We start from the raw sequence: 22871 nt of genomic DNA, 5'->3' as shown, positions 1-22871 counted from the left end.
AAGAGCAGTCGACTAACAGTCGACTCTACCTCCCTACCCACCCAGCAACGGGCAGCCAGCCGGAAGATGCATCCGCACCCTGCCCGGCACGCACTCGATGCGGAACTGGCGGGCCTGTACCGGCTCGCCATCCAGATTGAGGGTCAGCGGGCGCTCGGATGCGATCTCCAGCCACGGCAGCCGCGCACGCGTGGCCAGCTGTTCCAGCGCAGCCTGGGTGCCCGACTTCAGCATCTGGCCGAGGGTGGCGGTGACCTCCCCTTCCAGTTCCGGAAGCACGGTCACATCCAGCAGCCCATCATCGATCAATGCCTGCGGACACAGTTGCTGGCCGCCACCGGCCTGGCGACCGTTGCCGATGCCGAGCGCAATGAAGTCGCCTTCCCACGCGAAGTCCGGACCGGACAACCGTGCGGTGATCGGCTCGATGCGGCCGAGCTTGGCGATGCCGGTGATCACATAGGCCAGCCCGCCCAGCATCTTCTTCAAGCCCGCATCAGTCTCCACCGTCACCTGCGTGCCGAAGCCACCGCTGGCGAGATTGGCGCACCACCATTGGGTGCCATCGGCGTTCACGCGCAACAGGTCAATGGCGTGCGGCGTCGCCTGCCCGATCAAGGCGAAGGCCTCCTTCGGTTCGGTCGGTATGCCAGCCGCAGTCGCGAAATCGTTGGCGGTCCCCATCGGGATCAGCGCCAGCGAGGGCAGCGCATCTGCCAGCTCCTCACGATGCGCCAGTGTCTCGGCCACCGCACTGAGCGTGCCATCGCCACCGGCGGCCACGATCACATCCACGCCATGATCGATCGCCTCGGCGACATAGCGCTCGGCGTCACCGTCCTCCCAGGTCACCCGTACGTCCAGCTGCACGCCCTGTCCGCGCCAATGGCCGACGGCGTCGCGCAACTCATCATTGCCGGCGGATTTGCCGTTGAGGATCAAGCGCCAGCGCGGGGTGGTCATGCAGAGCTTCCAGGGATGCGGTGGCACAGGCTAGCAATGCGCTGTTTGCCTGCGGTGAATGTCACGCAGATGTCATTCAGCTACCGGAGAATGGGAGTCCATAGCAGGGACGACGGATGGAGGCAGGATCAGCCTCCCACGCATGCAGCGAGGCCACGCCAGTGATTGGCGTGGCTTTTTTTTTTGGGGTGTGCAGGGAGTGCGAACCAAGGTTCGCACCCACCAGGTTGCGGTTCGCTCCCCCCCCGGGTTGCGGTTTGCACCCACCCGGTTGGTAGATCCACGCCATGCGTGGATGCACTTCGCTTCACCCGTTGGCGAAATCGTGCAGCGCCTGGCCCTGCAGCCGGTACACGGTCCACTCGTCCTGCGGCTTCGCACCGGCAGCGGTGTAGAACTCGATGGCCGGGGTGTTCCAGTCCAGCACCGACCATTCGAAGCGACCGCAGCCCTCGGCTACGGCCTGGCGTGCGATGTACTTCAGCAGTGCCTTGCCGGCGCCCACGCCGCGCTTTTCCTGGCTGACATACAGGTCTTCCAGGTAGATGCCCTTGCGGCCCAGCCAGGTGGAGTAGTTGTAGAAGTACACCGCATAGCCGATGGCCTCGCCGTCGGCTTCGCAGATCAACGCGCGTGCGGTCGCATCGGCGCCGAACAGGCTTTCGGCGATGCCGATCTCATCGGTCTGTACCGAATGCTCGGCCTTCTCGTAGATGGCCAGTTCGCGGATGAAATGCAGGATCAGGCCAGCATCGGCCACGGTGGCCGGACGGATGTTCAACAGTGCCATGCGCAGATAAAGGGGACGGAGGGAATTAAACGAGATTAATCCCCTCCGTCCCCTTTTTGTCAGCGGGCGGCGGCGACGTTGGCGCGCATCTGCGCGATCACGTCCTGGTAGCTGGTCTTGGCGTTGAAGATGGCCGAGCCGGCGACAAAGGTGTCGGCACCGGCAGCCGCGATCTCGCCGATGTTGTCGGCCTTCACGCCGCCGTCGATCTCCAGGCGGATGTCCTTGCCGCTGGCATCGATCATCTTGCGCACCACCTTCAGCTTGTCCAGCGCCGAGGGGATGAAGGCCTGGCCACCAAAGCCCGGGTTGACCGACATCAGCAGCACCAGGTCCAGGTCCTCCAGCACCCAGTCGAGGATGTCCACCGGCGTGGCCGGGTTCAGCACGATGCCCGGCTTGCAGCCCAGCGAGCGGATCAGCTGGATGGTGCGGTGCACGTGGCGGCTCGCCTCCGGGTGGAAGCTGATGTAGGTGGCACCGGCCTCGGCGAAGTCCGGGATGATGCGGTCCACCGGCTCGACCATCAGGTGCACGTCGATCGGCGCGGTCACGCCGTGCTTGCGCAGCGCCTGGCAGACCATCGGGCCGATGGTCAGGTTCGGCACGTAGTGGTTGTCCATCACGTCGAAGTGGACCCAGTCCGCGCCAGCGGCGAGGACGTTGTCGACTTCCTCGCCGAGGCGGGCGAAGTTGGCGGACAGGATGGAGGGGGCGATGAGGCAGTGGGACATGGCCGGGCCTTGCAACGAGGGGAAAGGGGTCAGCGCTTGCGCAGGGTCTTGATGCGGTCGTAGGCGGCGTTGATGCGCCGCGACTTCTGCTCGGCCTGCTGCTGCAGCTCGGGGGCGGCGCCGCCAAGCTTGTCGGGGTGGTACTGCGAGATCAGCTTGCGGTAGGCGCGCTCGACCTCGGCATCGGTGGCCTCGGAGGTCAGCCCCAGCTCCCGGTACGGGTTCTCCTTGTTCAGGCGGAACCAGTCCGAATCGAAGGCATGGCCGATCAGCAGGCCGACCACTGCACCAAACAGCGGATTGGGCCGGAACAGCAGGGCGCCGGCAATGAATCCGAGCAGTTTTCCGTACCAGCGCATGGCGCTCCGGGGTCGACCGACGAAATGGACGCTCATTTTACGTCACAGCGGGCCCGGACGGCTTTACACTAGGCCGCCCGCTGGTCAGCGGGCCCGCCGGGTCCGTTGGGCAGCAGCCGTATCGACAACGCCCCAGGAGTGCCCGTGCCAACCACGCTGTTGCAATCCGATCTCCCCGGCCTGCCCTTGCGCCATCGCGGCAAGGTGCGTGATGTGTTCGATATCCCGCGCGAGCGGCTGCCAGCCGGAACCCCGCCGGGCGAGTACCTGCTGATGGTGGCCACCGATCGCCTGTCGGCGTTCGACGTGGTCCTGCCCGACCCGATCCCGGGCAAGGGCGAGATGCTCTGCCAGGTCTCCAACTTCTGGTTCGCCAAGACCGCGCACCTGATGCCCAACCACCTGACCGGCATCGACGTGGCCAGCGTGCTGCCCGAAGGCGTGGACCCGGCCCTGTATGCCAAGCGCGCGGTGGTCACCCGCAAGCTGAAGCCGGTGCCGGTGGAAGCGATCGCCCGCGGCTACCTGATCGGCAGCGGCTGGAAGGATTACCAGCGCACCGGCAAGGTCAGCGGCATCGACCTGCCCGACGGCCTGCGCCAGGCCGAGCAGCTGCCCGAGCCGATCTTCACCCCCTCGACCAAGGCCGCTGTCGGCGACCATGACGAGAACATCGATTTCGATGCGATGGTGAAGCAGGTCGGTGCGGAGCTGGCCGAGCGCGTGCGCGACGCCACCCTGCGCATCTACAAGTTCGCCGCCGATTACGCTCGCGAGCGCGGCATCATCCTGGCCGATACCAAGTTCGAGTTCGGTACCGACGCCGATGGCCGCCTGTACATCATGGACGAGATGCTGACGCCGGATTCCTCGCGCTACTGGCCGGCCGACGAGTACGAAGTGGGCACCAGCCCGCCGAGCTACGACAAGCAGTTCGTGCGTGATTACCTGGAGACGCTGGACTGGGGCAAGACCGCCCCGGGCCCGACCATCCCGGCCGAGATCATCGAGCGCACCCGCGCCAAGTATGCCGAGGCACTGCAGCGCCTAGCCGGGATCAGCGTCGACTGATGCGCCTGCGCCCCCGGCCGGAAAGGCGGGGGCGTTCGGTAGTGCCGGCCGCTGGCCGGCAACCTCGCGAACACCTGCAGCCAGGCATGGCCTGGCTCTGGTAGTGCCGGCCGCTGGCCGGCAACCTCACGAACTCGGCTATGCTCTGGAGTGCCGGCCAGCGGCCGGCACTACCGTTGTCCGAGGAAGCAACGCAGCATGCAGACATCCACCGAGCTTGCGCGGCCGATCGACCGCTATTTCGCCAGCTACTCCGACGACCACCGCAATGTGATCAACCAGCGCATCCACGTGGTGGCGGTCCCGGCGATCCTGTGGTCGGTGGTGGCTCTGCTCTGGTGCCTGCCGCCGCTGATCACCTGGTTCCAGTACGGCATCTGGTCGGCGTTCGCGATGTTCAGCGCCTGGTGCTTCTACAACAAACTGTCGCGCCCGCTGGGCATCGGCATGCTCATCCAGTTCTTCGTGTTCGGCTGCCTGTGCCGCCTGCTGGAGGCCGAAATCGGCCTGCACAACCTGTTCTGGCTGGCGGTGGGCGTGTTCGTGGTGGCCTGGATCGCGCAGTTCATCGGCCACAAGTTCGAGGGCCGCAAGCCCAGCTTCCTGACCGACCTGACCTACCTGCTGATCGGCCCGGCCTGGGTGATGGCCAAGTTCTACCGCAAGCTCGACTGGCGCTACTGACCTGCCCAGGGTCGACGGCGCCCCTCGTTTCCTGAACGGGCAGATTCCATCACCCGCACTCCACGACGGCCCTGCCAGCCTGCGCCGGTGATCCGCTCCCCACTTCCCGCCCGTCGACGGCAGCCCCTGTGCGACAGGGCCTGCGGTCTCCCTGCGGGGGCGTAGGGCGTCCCCCGAGGGCAACCGGGGAGGGACTGCAGGAACGCGATGTTGCGTCGCAGAAAATATGAATCAGCGGACGTTACATGCAATTGATCGCTGTTCGATGGGTTTCAGCGACATTTCGCAGCCTGTTATCCTCCCTGACCTGCTCGTGAATCATGGATTCCCTGCATGCTCCCCAGCCTGCCCCTGCTGCTGGCCCTGCCGTTCCTGATGGCAGCGGCTGTTGCGGCCTTCCCCCGTAGTTCGCGCTCGACTGCTGCCTGGCTGGCGGCGCTGGCGCCGTTGGGCGGACTGGCCATCCTCGGCTGGCTGACCCCGTCCGTACTCGACGGCCAGGTGGTGCGGACGATGGTCCCTTGGCTGCCGCAGATCGGCCTGGACTTCACCCTGCGCCTGGACGGGCTGGCGTGGATGTTCGCCGGGCTGGTGCTGGGCATCGGCGCGCTGGTGGTGCTGTATGCGCGCTACTACCTGAGCCAGCAGGACAACGCGCACCGCTTCTACTGCTACCTGCTGCTGTTCATGGGCGCCATGCTGGGCATGGTGCTGTCGGGCAACCTGCTGTTGCTGATGATCTTCTGGGAAATGACCAGCATCAGCTCGTTCCTGCTGATCGGTTTCTGGTCACATCGCCAGGACGCCCGCGAGGGCGCGCGGATGGCGCTGGTGATCACCGGCGGCGGCGGCCTTGCGCTGCTCGGTGGCGTACTGCTGATCGGGCGCATCGTCGGCAGCTTCGACCTGGACGTGGTGCTGGCCGCCGGCGAGCAGATCCGCGCCAGCGCGCTGTACCCGTACGCGCTGTTCCTGGTGCTGGCGGGCATCTTCACCAAGAGCGCGCAGTTCCCGTTCCATTTCTGGCTGCCGCACGCGATGGCCGCGCCCACTCCGGTCTCTGCCTACCTGCACTCGGCCACCATGGTGAAGGCCGGTGTGTTCCTGCTGGCGCGCCTGCATCCAGCGCTGGCCGGCAGCGACCTGTTCTTCTACACGGTCAGCGGCATCGGTGCGATCACCCTGTTGATCGGCGCCTGGAACGCGATCTTCCAGCACGATCTGAAAGGCCTGCTGGCTTATTCGACCATTTCCCATCTGGGCCTGATCACCCTGCTGTTCGGCCTGTCCACGCCGATGGCCGTGGTGGCCGGTGTGTTCCACATCCTCAACCACGCCACCTTCAAGGCCTCGCTGTTCATGGCCGCCGGCATCATCGACCATGAGACCGGCACCCGCGACATGCGCAAGCTGGGCGGCCTGCGCAGGCTGATGCCGTTCACCAGCGCGCTGGCGATCATCGCCTCGCTGGCGATGGCCGGCATCCCGCTGCTCAACGGCTTCCTGTCCAAGGAAATGCTGTTTGCCGAGGCGATCACGGCCGGAGGCCCGGGAATCATGCGCACGGCGGTGTCGATCGCCGCATTGCTGGCTGGCGTGTTCGGGGTGGCCTACAGCCTGCGCTTCGTGCACGACACCTTCTTTGGCCCCGGCCCGCACGACCTGGATCGCGTGCCGCATGAGCCGCCGCGCTGGATGAAGGTACCGGTGGAACTGCTGGTGGTGATCTGCGTGGCAGTAGGCATCGCCCCGGCACTGACCGTGGCACCGGTGCTGCATGCCGCTGCGGCGTCGATCCTCGGCAGCGCCATGCCCGAGTACAGCCTGGCGGTATGGCACGGCTTCAACCTGCCGCTGGCAATGAGCGCGATCGGCGTGATCGGCGGCGTGGCGCTGTACTTCGGCCTGCGCAAGCTGATCAACCTGCATGCCGTGACCAACGTCAGCACTGGCCGCAATGTGTTCCATGCACAGCTGGATGCCGTGTCCGCACTGGCCATGCGCCTGACCAACGGCATCGCCAACGGCAGCCTGCAGCGCATGCTGCTGGGCCTGATGCTGGTGGCGATCGCAGTTGCCGCTGCGCCATTCGTGGCAAATCCGGCGTCGCCAAACTGGACCGCGCCGCAGCCGATGCCGCTGCTGGGCTGGGCGTTGTGGCTGGTGATGATGGCCTGCGCCGTGGCCACCCTGCGCATCTACAAGCAGCGCCTGCTGGCGGTGCTGCTGGTCGGCGGCGTCGGCCTGATGGTGGCGCTGACCTTCGTGTTCCTGTCCGCACCCGACCTGGCCCTGACCCAGCTGCTCGTGGAGATGGTGACCCTGGTGCTGATGCTGCTGGGCATGAACTACCTGCCCGCGCAGTCCGGGCCGGAACGTCCGCGCTGGCGCAAGCGCCGCGATGCGGTGATCGCGATCATCGCCGGCGCCGGGCTGGGTGCGCTGGCCTATTCGGCGATGACCCTGCCGCCGAACACCATGGCCGGCGAACTGCTCGCCCGTGCGTTGCCCGAGGCCTACGGCCAGAACGTGGTCAACGTGATCCTGGTCGACTTCCGCGGCTTCGATACCTTCGGCGAGATCACCGTGTTCGGCATCGCCGCGCTGGTGGTGCACGCACTGCTGCGGCGCACGCGGATGGCACCGGAACAGATCATGCCCGGCCCGCCGATCAAGCTGCCGGTGCCGGCCGACCTGGCGCAGATCATGTTCCCGCTGACGCTGACCGTGTCGATCTTCCTGTTCCTGCGCGGCCACAACGCGCCCGGTGGTGGCTTCATCGCCGGCCTGGTGCTGGCGGTGCCGCTGCTGATCCAGTACGTGATCCAGGGCACCGCGTCGGTGGAATCGCGCTTCGGCTTCGACTACATCCGCTGCATCGGCATGGGCCTGCTGATCGCCCTGCTCAGCGGCAGCGCCTCGATGCTTTTCGGCGTGCCGTTCCTGACCAGTGGCCACCTCGACCTGCACCTGCCATTGATCGGCGACGTGCCGCTGGCCAGCGCGATCGGTTTTGACATCGGCGTCTATCTGGTGGTGTTCGGCGGCGCCATGCTGATGCTGTCGATGATGGGCACGATCAAGCCCTCGCGTACCCGCGCTGCCCGCAAGGGTGAGATCGACCTGCAACGCCGTTCGGCCCGCACCGGGGAGATGCACTGATGGAACTGGCCCTGGCTACCGCGATCGGCGTGCTGACCGCCATCGGCATCTACCTGCTGCTGCGTGCGCGCAGCTTCGACGTGATCCTCGGCATGACCTTCCTGTCCTACGCCACCAACCTGCTGATCTTCGCCGGTGGCCGCGTGGTGCTGGGCAAGGCGCCGGTGCTGCAGGAGGGCGTGGACAGCCACCTGGGCAACTACACCGACCCGCTGCCGCAGGCACTGGTGCTGACCGCGATCGTGATCGCCTTCGCGATGACCGCAGTGAGCATCGTGCTGGCCATGCGCAGCCGCAGCGACAACCACAGCGACCATGTGGACGCCCACGAGCCCGACGACGACCTGCAGGATGAGAGCGCCTCGCCGCGCCAGGGCGAGGACCGCGCATGAACCATCTGGTGATCCTGCCGATCCTGATTCCGCTGCTCGGCGCCGCGCTGTCGCTGTTCGTCGAACACCGCCGCTACGGCCCCACGGTGCAGCGCGCGGTGGCCTGGACTGCACTGTCGGCGCTGGCGCTGGCGGTGGGCCTGCTGTTCGCATCGACCGCGGGCGGTGACATCAACGTCTACCTGCTGGGCGACTGGCCGTCGCGGCTGGGCATCGCGCTGGTGGCCGACCGGCTGTCGGCATGGATGCTGCTGACCACCCTGCTGCTGGCCATTCCCTGCCTGCTGCACGCCTGCTCGGGTTGGGACCGCCGCGCACCGCACTTCCATGCACTGTTCCAGTTCCAGCTGGTCGGCCTCAACGGCGCGTTCCTGACCGGCGACATCTTCAACCTGTTCGTGTTCTTCGAGGTGATGCTGATCGCCTCCTACGGCCTGCTGCTCAGCGGTGGCCGCGGCCTGCGCATGCGCATCGGCCTGCACTACGTGGTGTTCAACGTCACCGCCTCGACCCTGTTCCTGATCGCGCTGGGCCTGCTGTACGCCACGCTGGGTTCGCTGAACATGGCCGAGCTGTCGCAGCGCATCGCCGCGGTGCCGCCGACGCAGCTGACCCTGGTGAAGGCTACGATGGGCCTGTTGCTGCTGGTGTTCTGCGCCAAGGCCGCGCTGATGCCGCTGTACCTGTGGCTGCCGGAAGCCTATTCGCGCGCGCCGGCCGCAGTGGCGGCGCTGTTCGCGATCATGACCAAGGTCGGCCTGTATTCGGTGCTGCGCATCCAGATGCTGTGGTTCGGCGACGATGCCGGCGCGATGGCCGGCTATGGCCGCGACTGGCTGCTGTGGGCCGGCGTGGCGACGCTGGTGCTGGGCGGGCTCGGCGCCCTGGCCGCGACCCGCCTGCGCGTACTGATTTCCTACCTGGTCATCGTGTCGGCAGCCACGCTGTTCATCGCCTTCTCGGTGGGCACGCCGCAGGTGCTGTCGGCCGGCCTGTACTACCTGCCGCACAGCAGCTTCGTGGCCGCTGCGCTGTTCCTGGTTGCCGACCTGATCCGCCGCCGCCGTGGTGGCGCCAGCGACCGCAAGGAGGTGGTGGCGCCGATGCCAGGCAAGGAAACGCCGGCGGTGCTGTTCCTGATCGGGGCAGTGTCGGTGGCCGGCCTACCGCCTCTGTCCGGCTTCCTGGCCAAGGCCGCGCTGCTGGCCGGCATGCCGGCGCAGTACACCGGCCCGGTCTGGACCGCCGTGCTGGTCAGCAGCCTGCTGGTGATCATGGGCCTGACCCGCGGCGGCATCCGCCTGTTCTGGCGCGTGCCGCCGGTCGATCCCGATGCACCGAAGCCGCGCAAGGCTCCCCTGCGCCGGGTAGAACTCTACGCCGCCTGCCTGCTGCTGGCCTACGGCATCGGCATGACCCTGGCCGCGGCACCGTTGATGCGCTACACCGACGCCACCGCCGCACAGCTGCTGCAACCCAGCGAGTACGTGCAGCAACTGCGTGCGACCACGCCGGAGATCCGCCAGCCATGACCGCCCAGCGCTCCCTGTTCCGTCGCCTGATTCCCTCGCCGATGCTCAGCATCATGGTGGTGGCGTTCTGGCTGCTGATGTCCGACAGCTTCACCCTCGGCCAGATCGTGCTGGGGCTGCTGCTGGGCGTGGTGGTGCCGCTGTTCGCCGCGCGCCTGGACCGCGAGTTCGCCCGCATCGGCACCCTGCGGCCACTGCCCAGGCTGGTGTGCGTGACCCTGTGGGACATCCTGATGTCCAACATCCGCGTCGCCCTGCAGGTGCTGGGCCCGGAAAAGAACATCCACCCGGGTTTCATCTGGCTGCCGCTGGACATCGCCAACATCCACGGCATCGCCGCGCTGACCAGCATGATCACCCTGACCCCGGGCACGGTCTCGGCCGCGCTCAGCGACGACCGCAAGTTCCTGCTGGTGCACGTGCTGCACCTGGAGGACCCACAGGACCTGATCGATACGATCAAGCGCCGTTACGAAGCGCCGTTGATGGAGATCTTCCCATGACCGGTTTTGAAGTCATCCAGACCACCCTGGTGGTGTGCATGCACGTGGTCGGCCTGGCCATGCTGCTGGCCACCTGGCGCCTGCTGCGCGGGCCGACCGTGCCCGACCGCATCCTTGCGCTGGACACCCTGTCGGTGACCGCGATCGCCGAGCTGATGCTGTTCGGCATGTACCTCAATTCGCCGATCTACTTCGAGGCGGCGCTGATCATCGCCATGCTCGGCTTCGGCAGCACCGTGGTGCTGAGCAAGTTCGTGCTGCGCCGGGACATCGTCGAATGATCACCGCGATCCAGATCGGCCTGTCGATCCTGCTGCTGTTCAAGCGCCTGCACGCGCCGACCAAGGCCAGCACGCTGGGCGTGGGCTGCGTCCTGGTGTGCTCGGTCTGCTACCACATCTTCCTCGGCCAGGACCCGCAGCCGCGCGAGCTGCTGATCACCGTGTTCCTGTTCATCACCGCACCGATCAGCGCGCACATGATGGCCAAGGCCGCGCTGTCGCTGCTGATGGAGACCCGCCCCACCCTGCCGGGCAACGAACGTGCCGCCGAGGAGCAGCTGCCGCCGCCGGAGCCGGTGCGGGAAGAAGAAACCACGCAGAACCGGTAGTGCCGGCCGCTGGCCGGCAGTGGCAAGGGTTCCGTCAGAGGCAGTGAGGTTGCCGGCCAGCGGCCGGCACTACCTCATGCCGCGCCGACCAGCAGCAGCTCCAGCACGAACCAGCCGACAAACGCGACCAGCAGGATCACACCTTCGCCGCGGCTGATCTTCAGGTCGCCACGCAGCATCGGGTACAGCACCAGCGCGAACGCCAGCAGCGCCGGCAGTTCCAAGCGCACGAACGAGGCCGGCAGCGCCAGCGGCTGCAGCACGGCCATCGCACCGATCACCAGCAGCAGGTTGACCACGCTGGAACCCAGCACGTGGCCCAGCACCATGTCGCCATGCCCGCGACGCGCGGCGGCGATGGCGGTGGCCACCTCCGGCAGTGCGGTACCGATCGCCACCGGCAGCAGACCGACCAGCAGTGGGGTCCAACCCAGGGCGGCGCCGAAGTCGGCGGCGGCGCCCACCACCAGGCGCGCGCCCCAGTACAGCGCCAACGCGGCAATCAGCACGCGCAGCACGTTCAACGGCAGGCTGGTGCGGCTCAGTGCGGACTCGGCGATGGCCACCTGCACCTCGGCGCTCTCGCTTCGACCACGGCGCAGCAGCAGCACCTGCACCACGATGAAGCCGGCCAGCAGTATGCCGCCCTCCCAGCGTGCCAGGCCGCCATCAAGCCCGAACAGGATCAGCAGCACACCCGCCGCCAGCAGCGACCACCACAGCACCGTCTGCAGGCGCGCGCGCAGCAGCAGGGGCGCAGCCATGGCCGCCACCGCCAGGGTCAAGCCCAGGTTGACGATGCTGCTGCCCACCGCGTTGCCCAGTGCCAGCTCCGGTTGGCCCACCGCCAGGGCGCGCGCGTTGACTGCCAGTTCCGGCAACGACGTGGTCACCCCGAGCAGCAACAGCCCGGCAGTGAATGCGCTGGCGCCGAAACGCTGGGCCAGGCCGGACACGGCCTTGACGATGGAGTCCCCGCCCAACGCCAGCAGCAGCAGGCCGAGGAGGAACCAGGCAATGGCAATGGCGATCATCGAGCACTCCCCCAGCGGTCGTGGCGCGATTCTACGCTTGGCCCGTACGCGCGGCTGGGCCGTGGATCAAGGATCAGCCACAGCCTTCCGCATAATCGACCTGCGGGGTCTGTCCGACGCGCCAGGCACCCACCCGGCCATCGGCACCGAGTGCGAAGTCGATCACCGCCCCGCCCTCCTGCGCCGGGCGCACGCGCAGGTGCTGGGCCTTCTCGTCGTACTTGTCGGGGCCGACGTCCGCGCGCTCGGGATACAGCACCTGCAGCTCACCCAGGGTCATGCCGACCTTGCCACCGCCCGGTGCGGTGATGGCGGCGCTGCGCACGTCGTAGCGCACCAGCTTGCGGCCCTCGATCATCAGGCGCGGATCTTCGGCATCCTGCGGGCGCAGGAAGTAGCAGCCGTCGTTGCTGTCGTCAGCCGGCAGCGGCTTGCCGGCCGCATCGGTGCCCAGACCCTGCAGCGGCATGCCGAAGCCGGCACGGACCTCGGCGATGCCGGCACCCAGCTTCGCCCCAGCGAAGCCATCCAGGCGCGCGGGACTGTCCTCGCGACGGTCATTGGCTGGACGGGCGGCCAGGTCGGGATCCGTCGACTGCGCGGGTCCGGTCGCCGAGGCGGTTTCCGCCGGGGTGTCGCTGCCGCTGCCGGCCGCCCCCTGCTTGTCGGGGCCAGCACTGCAGGCGGTGAGCGAAAGGAGCAACAGACCAGCAAGCGGAAGGTGCTTCATCGGTGCGGTTCCCTGGCACAAGGATGACTGCACGCTAGCCCATCCGGTGTGCAGGCGCTGCATTGTCATCGCGGTTTCATCGCCTTCGTTCAGGCTCGGCGAGCACCGACCTGGCCGTCCCTTCCATGCAACCGCGCAAGACCGATCTCGCCCGAACCGCGCTGCAGGCCCACCGCGCACCGCTGGACATGCGCCAGCGCCGGCTGCTGATCCTGTGCGACGGCCAGCGTACCGTCGCCGACCTGACCGGTCTGCTCGGCCAGGAAGCACCGGCGATGGTCATCCAGCTGGTACAGGCGGGGTACCTGAGCACCGGCACGGGCGCCACGACCCCAGCACCGTCGACCGCAGCCGCAGTGGCGCCGGTGCCCGCGCCGCCGGCAGCCACACCTGCTGCACCCGCGGTCCAACGCCGGCGCTCACTGGTGGCAGCGCGCATCTACGTGCTGGGCATCCTGGAAATGCAGCGGCATCCACAGGCGGCGGCGCTGTTCCGCGACCTGCAGCAAGCGCGTGCGGAGGACAAGGTGCTGCAGCGACTGCAGTCGGCAATGCAGCTGCTGCCCACGCTCACTTCGGATGGCTATTGCCAGCGCGTACGGCAGCGCCTGCTGGAGGCGTTGCCGTTGGAGCATTGCGACGCGTTCGCCGAGGTCGCCTGAAGAAAAAGGGGACGGAGGGGATTAAGTCGTTTCAGGCACACGTGTGCTGATTGCGGCTTAATCCCCTCCGTCCCCTTTTTAGGGTCAGCGGTAGTTGTTGCGCAGGCCGTTCCAGCACTGCTGGTAATCGCCCTGGCGGTGGCCGGCGGCCAGCGCCTGTGCGGTCGGGCGGATCACTGCGCGGGTCTCGAACATGAAGGCCATCGTGTCCTTGATCACATCGGCCTTGGACAGATCGGCACTGGAGGCCTTGTCGAAGGTCGGCGCGTCCGGGCCGTGACCACTCATGCAGTTGTGCAGCGAGGCGCCACCCGGGACGAAGCCTTCGGCCTTGGCATCGTAGGCGCCATGCACCAGGCCCATGAACTCGCTGGCGATGTTGCGGTGGAACCACGGCGGACGGAACGTGTTCTGCGCCACCAGCCAGCGCGGCGGGAAGATCGCAAAGTCCATGTTGCTGGTGCCCGGGGTGTCGCTGGGCGAATGCAGCACCAGGAAGATCGACGGATCCGGGTGATCGTAGCTGATCGAACCGATGGTGTTGAAGCGGCGCAGATCGTAGCGGTACGGCGCGTAGTTGCCGTGCCAGGCCACCACGTCCAGCGGCGAATGGTCGATCGGCGCACGCCACAGGCGGCCCTCGAACTTGGCGATCAGCTCGAAATCGCCATCCACATCCTCGAACGCCGCATGCGGGGTCTCGAAGTCACGCGGATTGGCCAGGCCGTTGGAACCGATCGGGCCGAGGTCGGGCAGCTTCAGCAGCGCACCGTAGTTCTCGCAGATGTAGCCACGGCTCGGGCCATCGGGCAGTTCAACGCGGAAGCGCACGCCGCGCGGGATCACCGCGATCTGCTGCGGCTCGATCTCGATCACGCCCAGCTCGGTCAGCAGGCGCAGCGCGCCCAGCTGCGGCACGATCAGCAGCTCGCCGTCGGCGTCGTAGAAGTAGCGGCCGACCATGTCGCGGTTGGCAGCGTATAGGTGGATGCCCACGCCGGCATGCGCATCGGGCGAGCCGTTGCCACCCATTGTGTACAGGCCTTCGACAAAATCGGTCGGCAGCTCCGGCAGCGGCAGTGGGCTCCAGCGCAGCTGGTTTGGCGAGGCCGGCTGTGCGCCGAAATCACACTGCAGCTGCGACTGCGCGAACGGGGTGAACTCGCCATGGGTCACCGCCGGGCGGATCCGGTACAGCCAGCTGCGGCGGTTGCTGCCACGCGGCGCGGTGAAGGCGGTGCCGGTCAACTGTTCGGCGTACAGGCCGTGGGCCACCTTCTGCGGTGAGTTCTGCCCGACCGGCAGCGCGCCGGCAACGGCCTCGGTGGCGAATTCGTTGCCGAAGCCGGACTGGTAGCCGCGGGCGGTGATGGCGGGGGACATGGGAACTCCAGAGATTGCCGGCCAGCGGCCGGCACGACCATTCGGACAGGCAATGCCGGCGGGACGCCGACATTGCCTGCAGACCTTACAGCACGCCGCGGCGGATCTGGTCGCGCTCGATGCTCTCGAACAGTGCGGTGAAGTTGCCTTCGCCGAAGCCTTCGTTGCCCTTGCGCTGGATGATCTCGAAGAAGATCGGGCCGATGCAGTTCTGGGTGAAGATCTGCAGCAGCTTGCGCTGGTGGGTTTCCGGATCGGCATCGATCAGGATCTTGTTCTTCGCCAGGCGCGGCACGTCTTCACCGTGGTTCGGCACGCGCTGGTCGATCACGTCGAAGTAGGTCTCCGGCGTATCGAGGAAGTCCACGCCCTGCGCGCGCATCGCTTCGACGGTCTCGTAGATGTTCTCGGTGAAGCAGGCGATGTGCTGGATGCCCTCGCCCTTGTACGCGTCCAGGTACTCGTTGATCTGGCTCTTCGGATCGGACGATTCGTTCAGCGGGATGCGCACGATGCCATCCGGCGCGGTCATCGCCTTGGACACCAGGCCGGTCTTCAGGCCCTTGATGTCGAAGTAGCGGATCTCGCGGAAATTGAACAGGCGCTCGTAGTAGTCCGACCACTGCTGCATGTTGCCGAAGTACAGGTTGTGGGTCAGGTGGTCGATGAAGGTCAGGCCGAAGCCCACCGGGTGCAGGTCGGCACCGGCGATCGGCTCGTAGTCGCCGTCGTAGATGCTGCCGGCGCTGCCGTAGCGATCGACCAGGTACAGCATGCAGTCGCCGATGCCCTTGATGACCGGCGCGCTGACCGCCTTGCTGTCCGGCTTGAAGGCGATGGCTTCGGCGCCGTTGCCCAGCGCGGTCTGGTAGACCTCCTGGCCCGGCTTCTTGAAGCGGATGGCGAAGCCGCAGGCGCACGGACCGTGCTTCTCGGCGAAGTCGGCGGCGAACGAATCGGGGTCCTCATTGACCAGGAAGTTGACGTCGCCCTGGCGATAGACGGTAATCGGACGCTGCTTGTGCTTGAGCACGGCGCTGAAGCCCATCTTCCGGAAGTACTCGTGCAGCTCCTGGCCACGGCCGGCCGGGGCGGCGAATTCGACGAACTCGAAGCCGTCGATGCCCATCGGGTTCTCGAAGGTGGTGACCTGCATGCCGGGGTTGGGATGCGAGGCGGTCGGGACTGCGGTATTCATGGCGTGGCTCCGAATCGGTACCGCATCGGTACAAACCAGGTGCGGGCAGGTAGGGACCCGGCGAGAATGCAGGGTCTGGACCTACCCCTTATAGTTACACTTGAAACCACCAGCAAGGTGCACCGCAACATGAGCCCCGCCGATCCCGTTTCGACCCGCCTGCGTTCCTCGCACGTCCTGCTCGACCTGGAACAGTTCCTGCCGTACCGGCTGAGCGTGCTGTCCAACCGGGTCAGCGGCAACATCGCCAAGCTATACGGCGATCGTTACGGTCTGGCGATTCCCGAATGGCGGGTGATCACCATCCTGGCGCTGTACCCGGGCTCCTCGGCCAGCGAGGTCTCCGACCGCACGGCAATGGACAAGGTGGCGGTCAGCCGCGCCGTGGCCCGCCTGCTGGAGCGCGGCTTCATCAAGCGCGAGACCCACGGCGACGACCGCCGCCGCTCGGTGCTGGCGCTGTCGGCAGCTGGCTTCGAGGTGTACGAGACCATCGCGCCGATGGTGATCGAGATCACCCGCAAGCTGATGTCGGTGCTGAGCGAAGAGGAAGAGCAGGTGCTGGAGAAGCTGATCCTGCGCCTGGCCGGCGAAGGCCTGGAGCGGATGGGCGAAGGGGTCTGAAAGAAAAAGGGGACGGAGGGGATTAAGTCGTTTTGGGCCCCAAGTCGCGGGTGCCGACCCCGGCCGGTAGCGGAACAGTGGCTGGGCGATTGTCGTCCGCTCCCTTTGATCTGACGGGACCCGCTCTTTGGCGGACTGCGGACCGACCGCAAACGATGCCATCGGACGCATTCACCTTCCGCAGATCCCGCCCTGAAGTGTCGCCCTCGCCCAGCGGCATTTCCGCATTGGCCCGATACGGCCCGTTTCCGCCAGGCTGGTGTATCGGAACGGGCTGATCCAGTGAATTCTCCTATTGGACTGCTCACGTGTGCGGCCGGACGGTAAACGTTCAACGGGTACCAGCCCGGCCATCCACATCGAACGGGCTCCCTCATGGATGACTCGCGTTCAACGTCGCCGCATGGTCAGGAATTGCTGGCCGATCTCAGAGAGCTGATCTGCGCAGCGCGCAGCAGGATGCACAGGTCCATCAACGCCGAGTTGACGCTGCTGTACTGGCGAATCGGTCGTCGCATCCCTGTTGACCAGATGGCGGGGCAGCCTGCGCGTTACGGCGAGGTTCTCTTCACCCGGATCGCCAAGGCGCTGTCTGCCGAGTTCGGCACATCCTTCGGTGAGAAGAGCCTGCGCCGGATGGTGCAGTTCTCCATCGCATTTGCAGACGAGCAGATTGTCGTATCGCTGATACGACAATTGAGCTGGACCCATTTCATCGCGCTGATCCCACTGGCGGACCCACTCAAGCGCGACTTCTATGCACAGATGGCCGCCACCGAGGGCTGGAGTGTACGTACGCTGCGCCAGCGCGTCGATTCGATGCTGTATGAGCGCACGGCACTCTCCAGTCAGCCAGAGCAGACCATCGCCGAAGAGTTGGCGGCACTGCGCGGCAACCAGCAGCTGTCTCCAGGTCTGATACTGCGTGATCCCTACGTACTGGACTTTCTTGGCCTCAAGGAGAGCTGGGACGAGCAGGACCTTGAAACCGCGATCCTTCGCGAGATGCAGGGCTTCCTGCTTGAACTTGGCACGGGCTTCAGTTTCGTCGCCCGCCAGAAGCGCATCCAGATCGACGGCGATGACTTCCACCTGGACCTGCTGTTCTACAACCGGCGCCTGCGCAGACTAATTGCCATCGAGTTGAAGATCGGCGAGTTCAAGCCGGCCTACAAGGGGCAGATGGAACTCTATCTGCGCTGGCTGGACCGGTACGAACGTGAGGACGGCGAGCAGGCGCCGTTGGGCATCATCCTCTGCACAGGGAAGAAGGCGGGCCAGATTGAATTGCTGGAGCTGGATCGCTCAGGCATCCATGTTGCGGAGTACCTGACCACGCTGCCCTCCCGTGAGGTCCTCAAGCAAAGATTGCAGACTGCCATGGAGCGGGCGCGGCAGCAGCTGCAGACCGCGGCGCCCGGCCTCCCGTAGATCTACGCCACGCGCGGATGGCATCCATGCTTCAGCTCAGATGCTTGCGCCGCGCATGGATCCACGGCACTGCCAGTGCTGCAATGGCACCGCCGGCGAAGCCGAGCGAGGCCGCAACCGTGGCTGCTTCGACCGCCCCCGGCAGCGCCAGCGCTGCCGCCACCAGCAGCAGCGACGGCAGGCCGACGAAGGTGCCCAGGAAGAAATGCCAACGCGGTGACCAGGTATTGAGCTGCAGCAGGCTGACCGGTTGCCAGGCTTCCGAGGCAGCGTCCTCGGCGATCTTCGCCACCGCCTTGGCCAGGTCCACTTCCGGCAGCGCGCGCCCCTGCCGTGCGGTCGCCAGCAGCTCGGCCACGGCCTCCACCGGCGGGAAACTGGACGGCCACGCGGCCGGCGCCGGCACGCCATACGCGGTCAGCACCGGCACGCTCAGCCACGGCGCCACCAGCGGGCGCATGCGACGACGGCCATGCACGCACCAGATCTGTTGCTGCCCATGCGCGGTGACGCTGTACAGCGCCAGTTCGTTGGCCGGCGGGTAGCCGAGCATGGTCACCCGCGCGGCCAGGCTGTCCTGCCCCATCGCGCGCAGGAAGCCGGGGCGGCTGCGCCCTTCCTGCATCCACACCAGTCCCAACGCACCCACCAGATAGGCCTCGGCCACGTCCTTGCTGCCAGCGGTGGCGCGTTCGTCGCTGGCCAGGTACCAGGCCAGCGATTTCGGTTCGGCGACATCGTCCAGGCCCCAGCGGCTGTCGTCTCCCAGAACGTGGCGCACCGGCAGGCGCGCGGGCGCGGTTTCGCCACGTTCGCCAGGTTGCAGGAACGGCAGCACGCCCTGGATGAAGGTGGACAGCTCGATCGCACGCACGCCGTGCCCCTGCCACTCCGGTGGCAGCAGCCCGGCCAGCTGGCCGTCGGCGGCCAGCGCATCAAGCCGGGACTTCTGCTCGACCAGCTTCTGCACCGCCCCCTTCAGCACCACGTTGTCGGGCAGCGCGATCTGCGGCAGGCGATGGCGCGGCGGTGCCAGGTCGACGGTGGCCTCGCCGGTTCCGGTGTCATCCAGCAGCGCCTCCTGCGGCGGCAGGGTTACGCCCTCGCCTGCTCCACCCTCGGCCAACTCACTGGCGGGTTCGGGCAGTCGTTCGGCGTGGTCGCTGTGCATGGGCGTTCCGGAAGGTTGCATCGACGGGATGTCGACTGAGGTCCTTGCCGGTAACGGCGAGCGCGTTGCGATATTGAGATGCCGATTCCGGGAATGTGACCGCAACCACAGTAGATCCACGCCATGCGTGGATGCACTTCTGTGCCGACCAACGGTCGGCACCCACCGGGGATGGCGGTCAGCGGTCGGCATCCACCGGGGTTGGCGGTCAGCGGTCGGCATCCACCGGGGTTGGCGGTCAGCGGTCGGCACCCACCGGGGTTGGCGGTCAGCGGTCGGCACCCACCCGGGATGGCGGTCAGCGGTCGGCCCCCCCTGCCGGCCAGCGGCCGGCACTACCCCTATTCCGGTTTGTCAGGTGCCCATTGTTTCAGGAACGCGCTCACCCGTGCCGGCTGGAAGGCTTCGCCCCTGCGCAGTTCGCCGGTGGCCTGCGACACCAGCAGTCCGCCATCGGCATCGAGTACCAGCAGGTATGGGTAGTCGCGCTCCATCACCGGGAACTGGGCGAAGAAGGCGGTGTTGGGCTGCTCGTCGCTGGCGTTGACCTTCACCCACACGTAGTGGGCATCGCGGAAGCGACGCAGGTCGCCGTTGCCTTCCACCACATCGTCCAGCGCCCGGCAGCGCTCGCAGGCGGCGTTGCCGACCTCCAGCAGGATGCGCTTCTTGCCCCGCTGGGCTTCCACCTTGGCGGTGGCCAGATCATCGGCGGGGTTGCGGGCCGGGTCGAACTGCGCACCGAGCCCGGCGATGGCGGCGATGTCTGCCGCCACCGGGGTGTTGCCCGAGGCCACCGGTTCGCTGGGGTCGGCGACCGGTGGCTCGGTGGGTCGGGTATCCAGGGGCTGCGTGGGCTCGGCGGTGGCAGGCGGTTGCGGTTGGGAACAGGCGCCGATCAGCGCCGCACAGACCACCACTGCCGCAGTACCGAGCTTGCTACGCATGCCTTCTACCCTCCCATCATTACTTGACGCCGTGCATCAGCTTGTTGATCAGCGGGGCGATCAGGAACAGCACCACGCCGGAGCCGATCAGGGCCCAGAACCCGAAGGTATACCCCTTCAGGGCCGACTCGACCGTCATGCCGCCTTCACCACTGACCACGCCAGCGAAGATGCCCGACAGGTTGTTGCCGATGCCGGTGGACAGGAACCAGCCGCCCATGCCGAAGCCGACCAGGCGCACCGGGGCCAGCTTGGTCACCATCGACAGGCCGATCGGCGACAGGCACAGCTCACCCACCGACTGGATGACGTAGACCATGAACAGGGTCCAGAACGGGATCTTGCCGTCCACGACCATCTGCGACAGGGCGAACATCAGCAGCGCGAAGGCGGCGCCGTTGAACAGCAGGCCCAGGCCGAACTTGCGCGGGATGGACGGATTGGCGCGGCCCATGGCCACCCAGATCCAGGCGATCACCGGGGCCAGGGTGATGATCGCCACCGAGTTGACCGACTGGAACCACGCGGTCGGGAAGGTCCAGTCACCGAACTGGCGGTTGACGATGTTCTCGGCCAGGAAGGTGAACGAGCTGCCGGCCTGTTCGAAGAACATCCAGAACATCACGTTGAAGGCGAAGATGATCAGCATGGCGATCACGCGGTCGCGCTGCACCTTGCCTTCGCGGATGCCCTCGACCAGCAGCAGGATGGCCAGCGCGGTGAACATCGCACCCAGGATCCAGGCCAGCGCGGTGGCGCCGGTGGCCAGCAGGAAGTACGCGACCGGGATGGCGACCACGGCACCGGCCAGCACCATGATGATGCGGCCGAAACCTTCAGCGCCGGCCGGCGGTGCACCGATGCCCTTCAGGCCGGCACGACCGATGTAGAACCACACCAGCGAGATCAGCATGCCCACGCCCGAGGCGATGAACACGACCTTGTAGGACGGCATCGCGTCGGTACCGAACACCTTGCGGGCCAGGTACTCGGTCAGCACCGGGGCGATCATCGCGCCGATGTTGATGCCCATGTAGAAGATGGTGAAGCCCGAATCGCGGCGCTCGTCCTTCAGCCCGTACAGCTTGCCGACCATGGTCGAGATGTTGGGCTTGAACAGGCCGTTGCCGACGATGATCGTGGCCAGGCCGAGCTTGAAGATGTGCTCCTGCGGCAGCGAGATCATGAACAGGCCGGCGGCCATGATGATCGCGCCGGTCAGGATCGAGCGCTGGTAGCCCAGTACCCGGTCGGCCACGTAGCCACCGAAGATCGCCGCGGCGTACACCAGGGCCAGGTAGGCGCCGTAGATGCGGCTGGCGTCGCCTTCACCGGCAGCGCTGCCGTTGTAGAACTGGGCGACGATGTACAGCACCAAGGCCCAGCGGATGCCGTAGAACGCAAAGCGTTCCCAGAACTCGGTCATGAACAGCATCCACAACGGGCGCGGGTGGCCCAGCGTGGTCTTGAAGTCCGGCAGCGCCGGCTCTGGGGTGTTCGCAGTGGCGTTTACGCTCATGCGGGTTTCCTGGTTCGGTGGATGACGAGCACGTCCGCTGTGCAGTTGGAGCAACGCGCGAGGATCACCGACTTCTGGCGTTCACGTCAAATACACGCCGTTTGAGGCAGGTGCCAGCCTGCTCGCTGAACTTGCATCTGAAACGATCCAGCCGCCGGCCGGGATCCAAGCTGAATGCGGATCAGGCCTGTTCGGCCGGGGGCGCGGCCTGCAGGCTGGTGCGCACCTGGAACAGCTCAGGGAAGAAGGTCAGCTCCAGTGCCTTGGCCAGGAAGCCCACGCCGGACGAGCCACCGGTGCCGCGCTTGAAGCCGATCACCCGCATCACCGTGCGCATGTGGCGGAAGCGCCACAGCTGGAAGGCGGTCTCCAGGTCCACCAGGTCCTCGCACAGCGCGTACTCGCGCCAGTAGCGGTCGGTGTCCTGGTAGATGCGTTCGAAGACCGGCTGCAGGGCGTCGTCGGCCACGTGCGGCTGGGTCCAGTCGTGGGCCTCGTAGACCGCCGGCACGGCATGGCCGAAGCGGGCCAGGTACTTCAGGAATTCCTCGTACAGGCTGGGCGCCTCCAGCACGGTGCGCAGCTGCGCCTGCCCGGCCGGGTCGTGCTCGAACACCTGCAGCATCTGCGCGTTCTTGTTGCCCAGCAGGAACTCGATGTAGCGGTACTGCAGCGACTGGAAGCCCGACGACGGGCCCAGCACGTCGCGGAAGCCCATGTATTCGGACGGGGTCAGGGTTTCCAGCACCGACCACTGCTCGGTCAGCTGGCGCAGCACCTGCTTGCTGCGCGCCAGCACCTTGCGGCACTGCCAGACTTCATCGCGCTGCAGGAAGCCGATTGCGGCACGCAGCTCATGGCCCAGCAGCTTCAGCCACAGCTCCGAGGTCTGGTGCTGGATGATGAAGAGCATCTCGTCATGGTGCGGCGGGCTGGACAGCGGCTGCTGCGCGCTGAGCAACTGGTCCAGCCGCAGGTAGCCGCCGTAGGTGAGGCGTCCCTGCAGGTCGGTGTGGATGCCGGCTTCGAGATCGCGTTGGTTGTTGTCGACGGACATGGGCGGGACCAGATCGGGGGCGGCAAGGGTAGCGCGTTGCCGCCGCGCTGGCAGCCGCCGGGTCCATACCGGGGCGTGCGGTTGGCCGTGGAGCATCGGCCGATCCCAGGCCTGCGCGTGGAACCGTCCAGGCCGTTGTACTGGCGGTCAGCCAGGGGCGTATTCTGATGCTTTGCAGCAACGACTGAATACGTTGTTGTTATTGGTCCCCCACCCGCCGGCAGGGGTAAAACGGGGAATCCCCGTGTTGCGGCGCAGGAAGGCTATTCCGTACGCGTTCCTTAACATGGCGATTCATATCATTTGTAACTTCTC

At 66.6% G+C, this 22871-nt stretch carries 23 protein-coding genes; 11 read left to right on the top strand and 12 right to left on the bottom strand.

The genetic code is table 11. The features are described from left to right. Nucleotides 1-33 precede the first annotated feature (33 nt). The 4 genes from yegS to JLDANKMP_RS20165 all read right to left on the bottom strand — a co-directional run bounded on the left by yegS (nt 34) and on the right by JLDANKMP_RS20165 (nt 2846). Nucleotides 34-963: a lipid kinase YegS gene (gene yegS / locus JLDANKMP_RS20180; RefSeq protein WP_212561958.1), complete on the bottom strand. Its 930-nt coding sequence runs from the start codon at nt 961-963 to the stop codon at nt 34-36. Nucleotides 964-1270: 307 nt separating this feature from the next. Beyond that, a complete protein-coding gene (locus JLDANKMP_RS20175; protein ID WP_012481443.1) occupies nt 1271-1753 on the bottom strand; it encodes a GNAT family N-acetyltransferase in 483 nt (160 codons plus the stop codon). Between the two features lie 59 nt (nt 1754-1812). After that, nucleotides 1813-2487 (bottom strand): ribulose-phosphate 3-epimerase, encoded by a 675-nt coding sequence (rpe, locus tag JLDANKMP_RS20170; RefSeq protein ID WP_005411326.1) that lies wholly within the window; start codon nt 2485-2487, stop codon nt 1813-1815. 29 nt (nt 2488-2516) lie between these two features. Then, nucleotides 2517-2846: a DnaJ domain-containing protein gene (locus JLDANKMP_RS20165; RefSeq protein WP_005411327.1), complete on the bottom strand. Its 330-nt coding sequence runs from the start codon at nt 2844-2846 to the stop codon at nt 2517-2519. A gap of 144 nt (nt 2847-2990) precedes the next feature. Here JLDANKMP_RS20165 and JLDANKMP_RS20160 point away from each other — a divergent pair, with 144 nt between their 5' ends. The 8 genes from JLDANKMP_RS20160 (at nt 2991) to JLDANKMP_RS20125 (ending at nt 10800) form a co-directional block, all read left to right on the top strand. Further along, nucleotides 2991-3917, top strand: a complete 927-nt coding sequence (locus JLDANKMP_RS20160; RefSeq protein WP_005414703.1) for a phosphoribosylaminoimidazolesuccinocarboxamide synthase — start codon at nt 2991-2993, stop codon at nt 3915-3917. A gap of 198 nt (nt 3918-4115) precedes the next feature. Next, a complete protein-coding gene (locus tag JLDANKMP_RS20155; protein WP_005411329.1) occupies nt 4116-4601 on the top strand; it encodes an Mpo1-like protein in 486 nt (161 codons plus the stop codon). Nucleotides 4602-4934: 333 nt separating this feature from the next. Beyond that, nucleotides 4935-7763: a monovalent cation/H+ antiporter subunit A gene (locus tag JLDANKMP_RS20150; protein WP_212561957.1), complete on the top strand. Its 2829-nt coding sequence runs from the start codon at nt 4935-4937 to the stop codon at nt 7761-7763. Continuing rightward, nucleotides 7763-8155: a Na+/H+ antiporter subunit C gene (locus JLDANKMP_RS20145; protein WP_005414705.1), complete on the top strand. Its 393-nt coding sequence runs from the start codon at nt 7763-7765 to the stop codon at nt 8153-8155. The genes JLDANKMP_RS20150 and JLDANKMP_RS20145 overlap by 1 nt, the downstream gene beginning before the upstream one ends. After that, complete coding sequence (locus JLDANKMP_RS20140; RefSeq protein ID WP_212561956.1) at nt 8152-9687, top strand: monovalent cation/H+ antiporter subunit D; 1536 nt, start codon at nt 8152-8154, stop codon at nt 9685-9687. Before JLDANKMP_RS20145 ends, JLDANKMP_RS20140 begins: the two co-directional genes overlap by 4 nt. Further along, the gene (locus JLDANKMP_RS20135) at nt 9684-10190 is read left to right on the top strand and encodes a Na+/H+ antiporter subunit E (protein ID WP_005411333.1); all 507 of its coding nucleotides are present in this window, start codon (nt 9684-9686) and stop codon (nt 10188-10190) included. Before JLDANKMP_RS20140 ends, JLDANKMP_RS20135 begins: the two co-directional genes overlap by 4 nt. Beyond that, a complete protein-coding gene (locus JLDANKMP_RS20130) occupies nt 10187-10471 on the top strand; it encodes a K+/H+ antiporter subunit F (protein WP_005411334.1) in 285 nt (94 codons plus the stop codon). The genes JLDANKMP_RS20135 and JLDANKMP_RS20130 overlap by 4 nt, the downstream gene beginning before the upstream one ends. Beyond that, on the top strand, nt 10468-10800 hold the full coding sequence (locus JLDANKMP_RS20125; protein ID WP_212561955.1) for a Na+/H+ antiporter subunit G: 333 nt from the start codon (nt 10468-10470) through the stop codon (nt 10798-10800). The genes JLDANKMP_RS20130 and JLDANKMP_RS20125 overlap by 4 nt, the downstream gene beginning before the upstream one ends. A 74-nt stretch (nt 10801-10874) precedes the next feature. Here JLDANKMP_RS20125 and JLDANKMP_RS20120 read toward each other — a convergent pair whose 3' ends face one another. Further along, nucleotides 10875-11834 carry a sodium:calcium antiporter gene (locus tag JLDANKMP_RS20120; RefSeq protein WP_212561954.1) on the bottom strand — a complete coding sequence of 320 codons (960 nt, stop codon included), beginning with the start codon at nt 11832-11834 and terminating at the stop codon, nt 10875-10877. Between the two features lie 73 nt (nt 11835-11907). Next, complete coding sequence (locus JLDANKMP_RS20115) at nt 11908-12564, bottom strand: hypothetical protein (RefSeq protein ID WP_212561953.1); 657 nt, start codon at nt 12562-12564, stop codon at nt 11908-11910. A gap of 125 nt (nt 12565-12689) precedes the next feature. Between JLDANKMP_RS20115 and JLDANKMP_RS20110 the strand changes: the two genes are divergently transcribed. Next, nucleotides 12690-13226 (top strand): hypothetical protein, encoded by a 537-nt coding sequence (locus JLDANKMP_RS20110; RefSeq protein WP_212561952.1) that lies wholly within the window; start codon nt 12690-12692, stop codon nt 13224-13226. 84 nt (nt 13227-13310) lie between these two features. On the opposite strand, the gene hmgA is transcribed toward JLDANKMP_RS20110, so the two are convergent. Both hmgA and hppD read right to left on the bottom strand, forming a co-directional pair. After that, complete coding sequence (hmgA, locus tag JLDANKMP_RS20105; protein WP_212561951.1) at nt 13311-14609, bottom strand: homogentisate 1,2-dioxygenase; 1299 nt, start codon at nt 14607-14609, stop codon at nt 13311-13313. 85 nt (nt 14610-14694) lie between these two features. Further along, nucleotides 14695-15807: a 4-hydroxyphenylpyruvate dioxygenase gene (gene hppD / locus JLDANKMP_RS20100; protein ID WP_005411340.1), complete on the bottom strand. Its 1113-nt coding sequence runs from the start codon at nt 15805-15807 to the stop codon at nt 14695-14697. A gap of 129 nt (nt 15808-15936) precedes the next feature. On the opposite strand from hppD, the gene JLDANKMP_RS20095 reads away from it, so the two are divergent. Next, complete coding sequence (locus JLDANKMP_RS20095) at nt 15937-16431, top strand: MarR family winged helix-turn-helix transcriptional regulator (protein ID WP_043034279.1); 495 nt, start codon at nt 15937-15939, stop codon at nt 16429-16431. A gap of 375 nt (nt 16432-16806) precedes the next feature. Then, entirely contained in the window at nt 16807-17862 is a 1056-nt protein-coding gene (locus JLDANKMP_RS20090; protein WP_212561950.1) for a PDDEXK nuclease domain-containing protein, read from the top strand. 31 nt (nt 17863-17893) lie between these two features. On the opposite strand, the gene JLDANKMP_RS20085 is transcribed toward JLDANKMP_RS20090, so the two are convergent. The 4 genes from JLDANKMP_RS20085 to JLDANKMP_RS20070 form a co-directional block, all read right to left on the bottom strand. Beyond that, a complete protein-coding gene (locus JLDANKMP_RS20085; RefSeq protein WP_212561949.1) occupies nt 17894-19033 on the bottom strand; it encodes a hypothetical protein in 1140 nt (379 codons plus the stop codon). 341 nt (nt 19034-19374) lie between these two features. Beyond that, entirely contained in the window at nt 19375-19980 is a 606-nt protein-coding gene (locus tag JLDANKMP_RS20080) for a thioredoxin family protein (protein WP_212561948.1), read from the bottom strand. Nucleotides 19981-19999: 19 nt separating this feature from the next. Continuing rightward, a complete protein-coding gene (locus JLDANKMP_RS20075; protein WP_109337540.1) occupies nt 20000-21499 on the bottom strand; it encodes an oligopeptide:H+ symporter in 1500 nt (499 codons plus the stop codon). 181 nt (nt 21500-21680) lie between these two features. Then, nucleotides 21681-22556 (bottom strand): tryptophan 2,3-dioxygenase family protein, encoded by an 876-nt coding sequence (locus JLDANKMP_RS20070; RefSeq protein ID WP_005414712.1) that lies wholly within the window; start codon nt 22554-22556, stop codon nt 21681-21683. Between the last annotated feature and the right edge of the window lie 315 nt (nt 22557-22871).

The sequence above is a fragment of the Stenotrophomonas sp. PE591 genome (genome assembly GCF_018320795.1).
Lineage (GTDB): Bacteria > Pseudomonadota > Gammaproteobacteria > Xanthomonadales > Xanthomonadaceae > Stenotrophomonas > Stenotrophomonas maltophilia.
This window is presented reverse-complemented; position numbering and strand designations above follow the sequence as displayed.

What these genes read in the sequence shown, in the direction of transcription:
- yegS (WP_212561958.1), bottom strand. Translation starts at nt 963, where the DNA reads ATGACCACCCCGCGCTGGCGCTTGATCCTCAACGGCAAATCCGCCGGC.
- JLDANKMP_RS20175 (WP_012481443.1), bottom strand. Translation starts at nt 1,753, where the DNA reads ATGGCACTGTTGAACATCCGTCCGGCCACCGTGGCCGATGCTGGCCTG.
- rpe (WP_005411326.1), bottom strand. Translation starts at nt 2,487, where the DNA reads ATGTCCCACTGCCTCATCGCCCCCTCCATCCTGTCCGCCAACTTCGCC.
- JLDANKMP_RS20165 (WP_005411327.1), bottom strand. Translation starts at nt 2,846, where the DNA reads ATGCGCTGGTACGGAAAACTGCTCGGATTCATTGCCGGCGCCCTGCTG.
- JLDANKMP_RS20155 (WP_005411329.1), top strand. Translation starts at nt 4,116, where the DNA reads ATGCAGACATCCACCGAGCTTGCGCGGCCGATCGACCGCTATTTCGCC.
- JLDANKMP_RS20150 (WP_212561957.1), top strand. Translation starts at nt 4,935, where the DNA reads ATGCTCCCCAGCCTGCCCCTGCTGCTGGCCCTGCCGTTCCTGATGGCA.
- JLDANKMP_RS20145 (WP_005414705.1), top strand. Translation starts at nt 7,763, where the DNA reads ATGGAACTGGCCCTGGCTACCGCGATCGGCGTGCTGACCGCCATCGGC.
- JLDANKMP_RS20140 (WP_212561956.1), top strand. Translation starts at nt 8,152, where the DNA reads ATGAACCATCTGGTGATCCTGCCGATCCTGATTCCGCTGCTCGGCGCC.
- JLDANKMP_RS20135 (WP_005411333.1), top strand. Translation starts at nt 9,684, where the DNA reads ATGACCGCCCAGCGCTCCCTGTTCCGTCGCCTGATTCCCTCGCCGATG.
- JLDANKMP_RS20130 (WP_005411334.1), top strand. Translation starts at nt 10,187, where the DNA reads ATGACCGGTTTTGAAGTCATCCAGACCACCCTGGTGGTGTGCATGCAC.
- JLDANKMP_RS20125 (WP_212561955.1), top strand. Translation starts at nt 10,468, where the DNA reads ATGATCACCGCGATCCAGATCGGCCTGTCGATCCTGCTGCTGTTCAAG.
- JLDANKMP_RS20120 (WP_212561954.1), bottom strand. Translation starts at nt 11,834, where the DNA reads ATGATCGCCATTGCCATTGCCTGGTTCCTCCTCGGCCTGCTGCTGCTG.
- JLDANKMP_RS20115 (WP_212561953.1), bottom strand. Translation starts at nt 12,564, where the DNA reads ATGAAGCACCTTCCGCTTGCTGGTCTGTTGCTCCTTTCGCTCACCGCC.
- JLDANKMP_RS20110 (WP_212561952.1), top strand. Translation starts at nt 12,690, where the DNA reads ATGCAACCGCGCAAGACCGATCTCGCCCGAACCGCGCTGCAGGCCCAC.
- hmgA (WP_212561951.1), bottom strand. Translation starts at nt 14,609, where the DNA reads ATGTCCCCCGCCATCACCGCCCGCGGCTACCAGTCCGGCTTCGGCAAC.
- hppD (WP_005411340.1), bottom strand. Translation starts at nt 15,807, where the DNA reads ATGAATACCGCAGTCCCGACCGCCTCGCATCCCAACCCCGGCATGCAG.
- JLDANKMP_RS20095 (WP_043034279.1), top strand. Translation starts at nt 15,937, where the DNA reads ATGAGCCCCGCCGATCCCGTTTCGACCCGCCTGCGTTCCTCGCACGTC.
- JLDANKMP_RS20090 (WP_212561950.1), top strand. Translation starts at nt 16,807, where the DNA reads ATGGATGACTCGCGTTCAACGTCGCCGCATGGTCAGGAATTGCTGGCC.
- JLDANKMP_RS20085 (WP_212561949.1), bottom strand. Translation starts at nt 19,033, where the DNA reads ATGCACAGCGACCACGCCGAACGACTGCCCGAACCCGCCAGTGAGTTG.
- JLDANKMP_RS20080 (WP_212561948.1), bottom strand. Translation starts at nt 19,980, where the DNA reads ATGCGTAGCAAGCTCGGTACTGCGGCAGTGGTGGTCTGTGCGGCGCTG.
- JLDANKMP_RS20075 (WP_109337540.1), bottom strand. Translation starts at nt 21,499, where the DNA reads ATGAGCGTAAACGCCACTGCGAACACCCCAGAGCCGGCGCTGCCGGAC.
- JLDANKMP_RS20070 (WP_005414712.1), bottom strand. Translation starts at nt 22,556, where the DNA reads ATGTCCGTCGACAACAACCAACGCGATCTCGAAGCCGGCATCCACACC.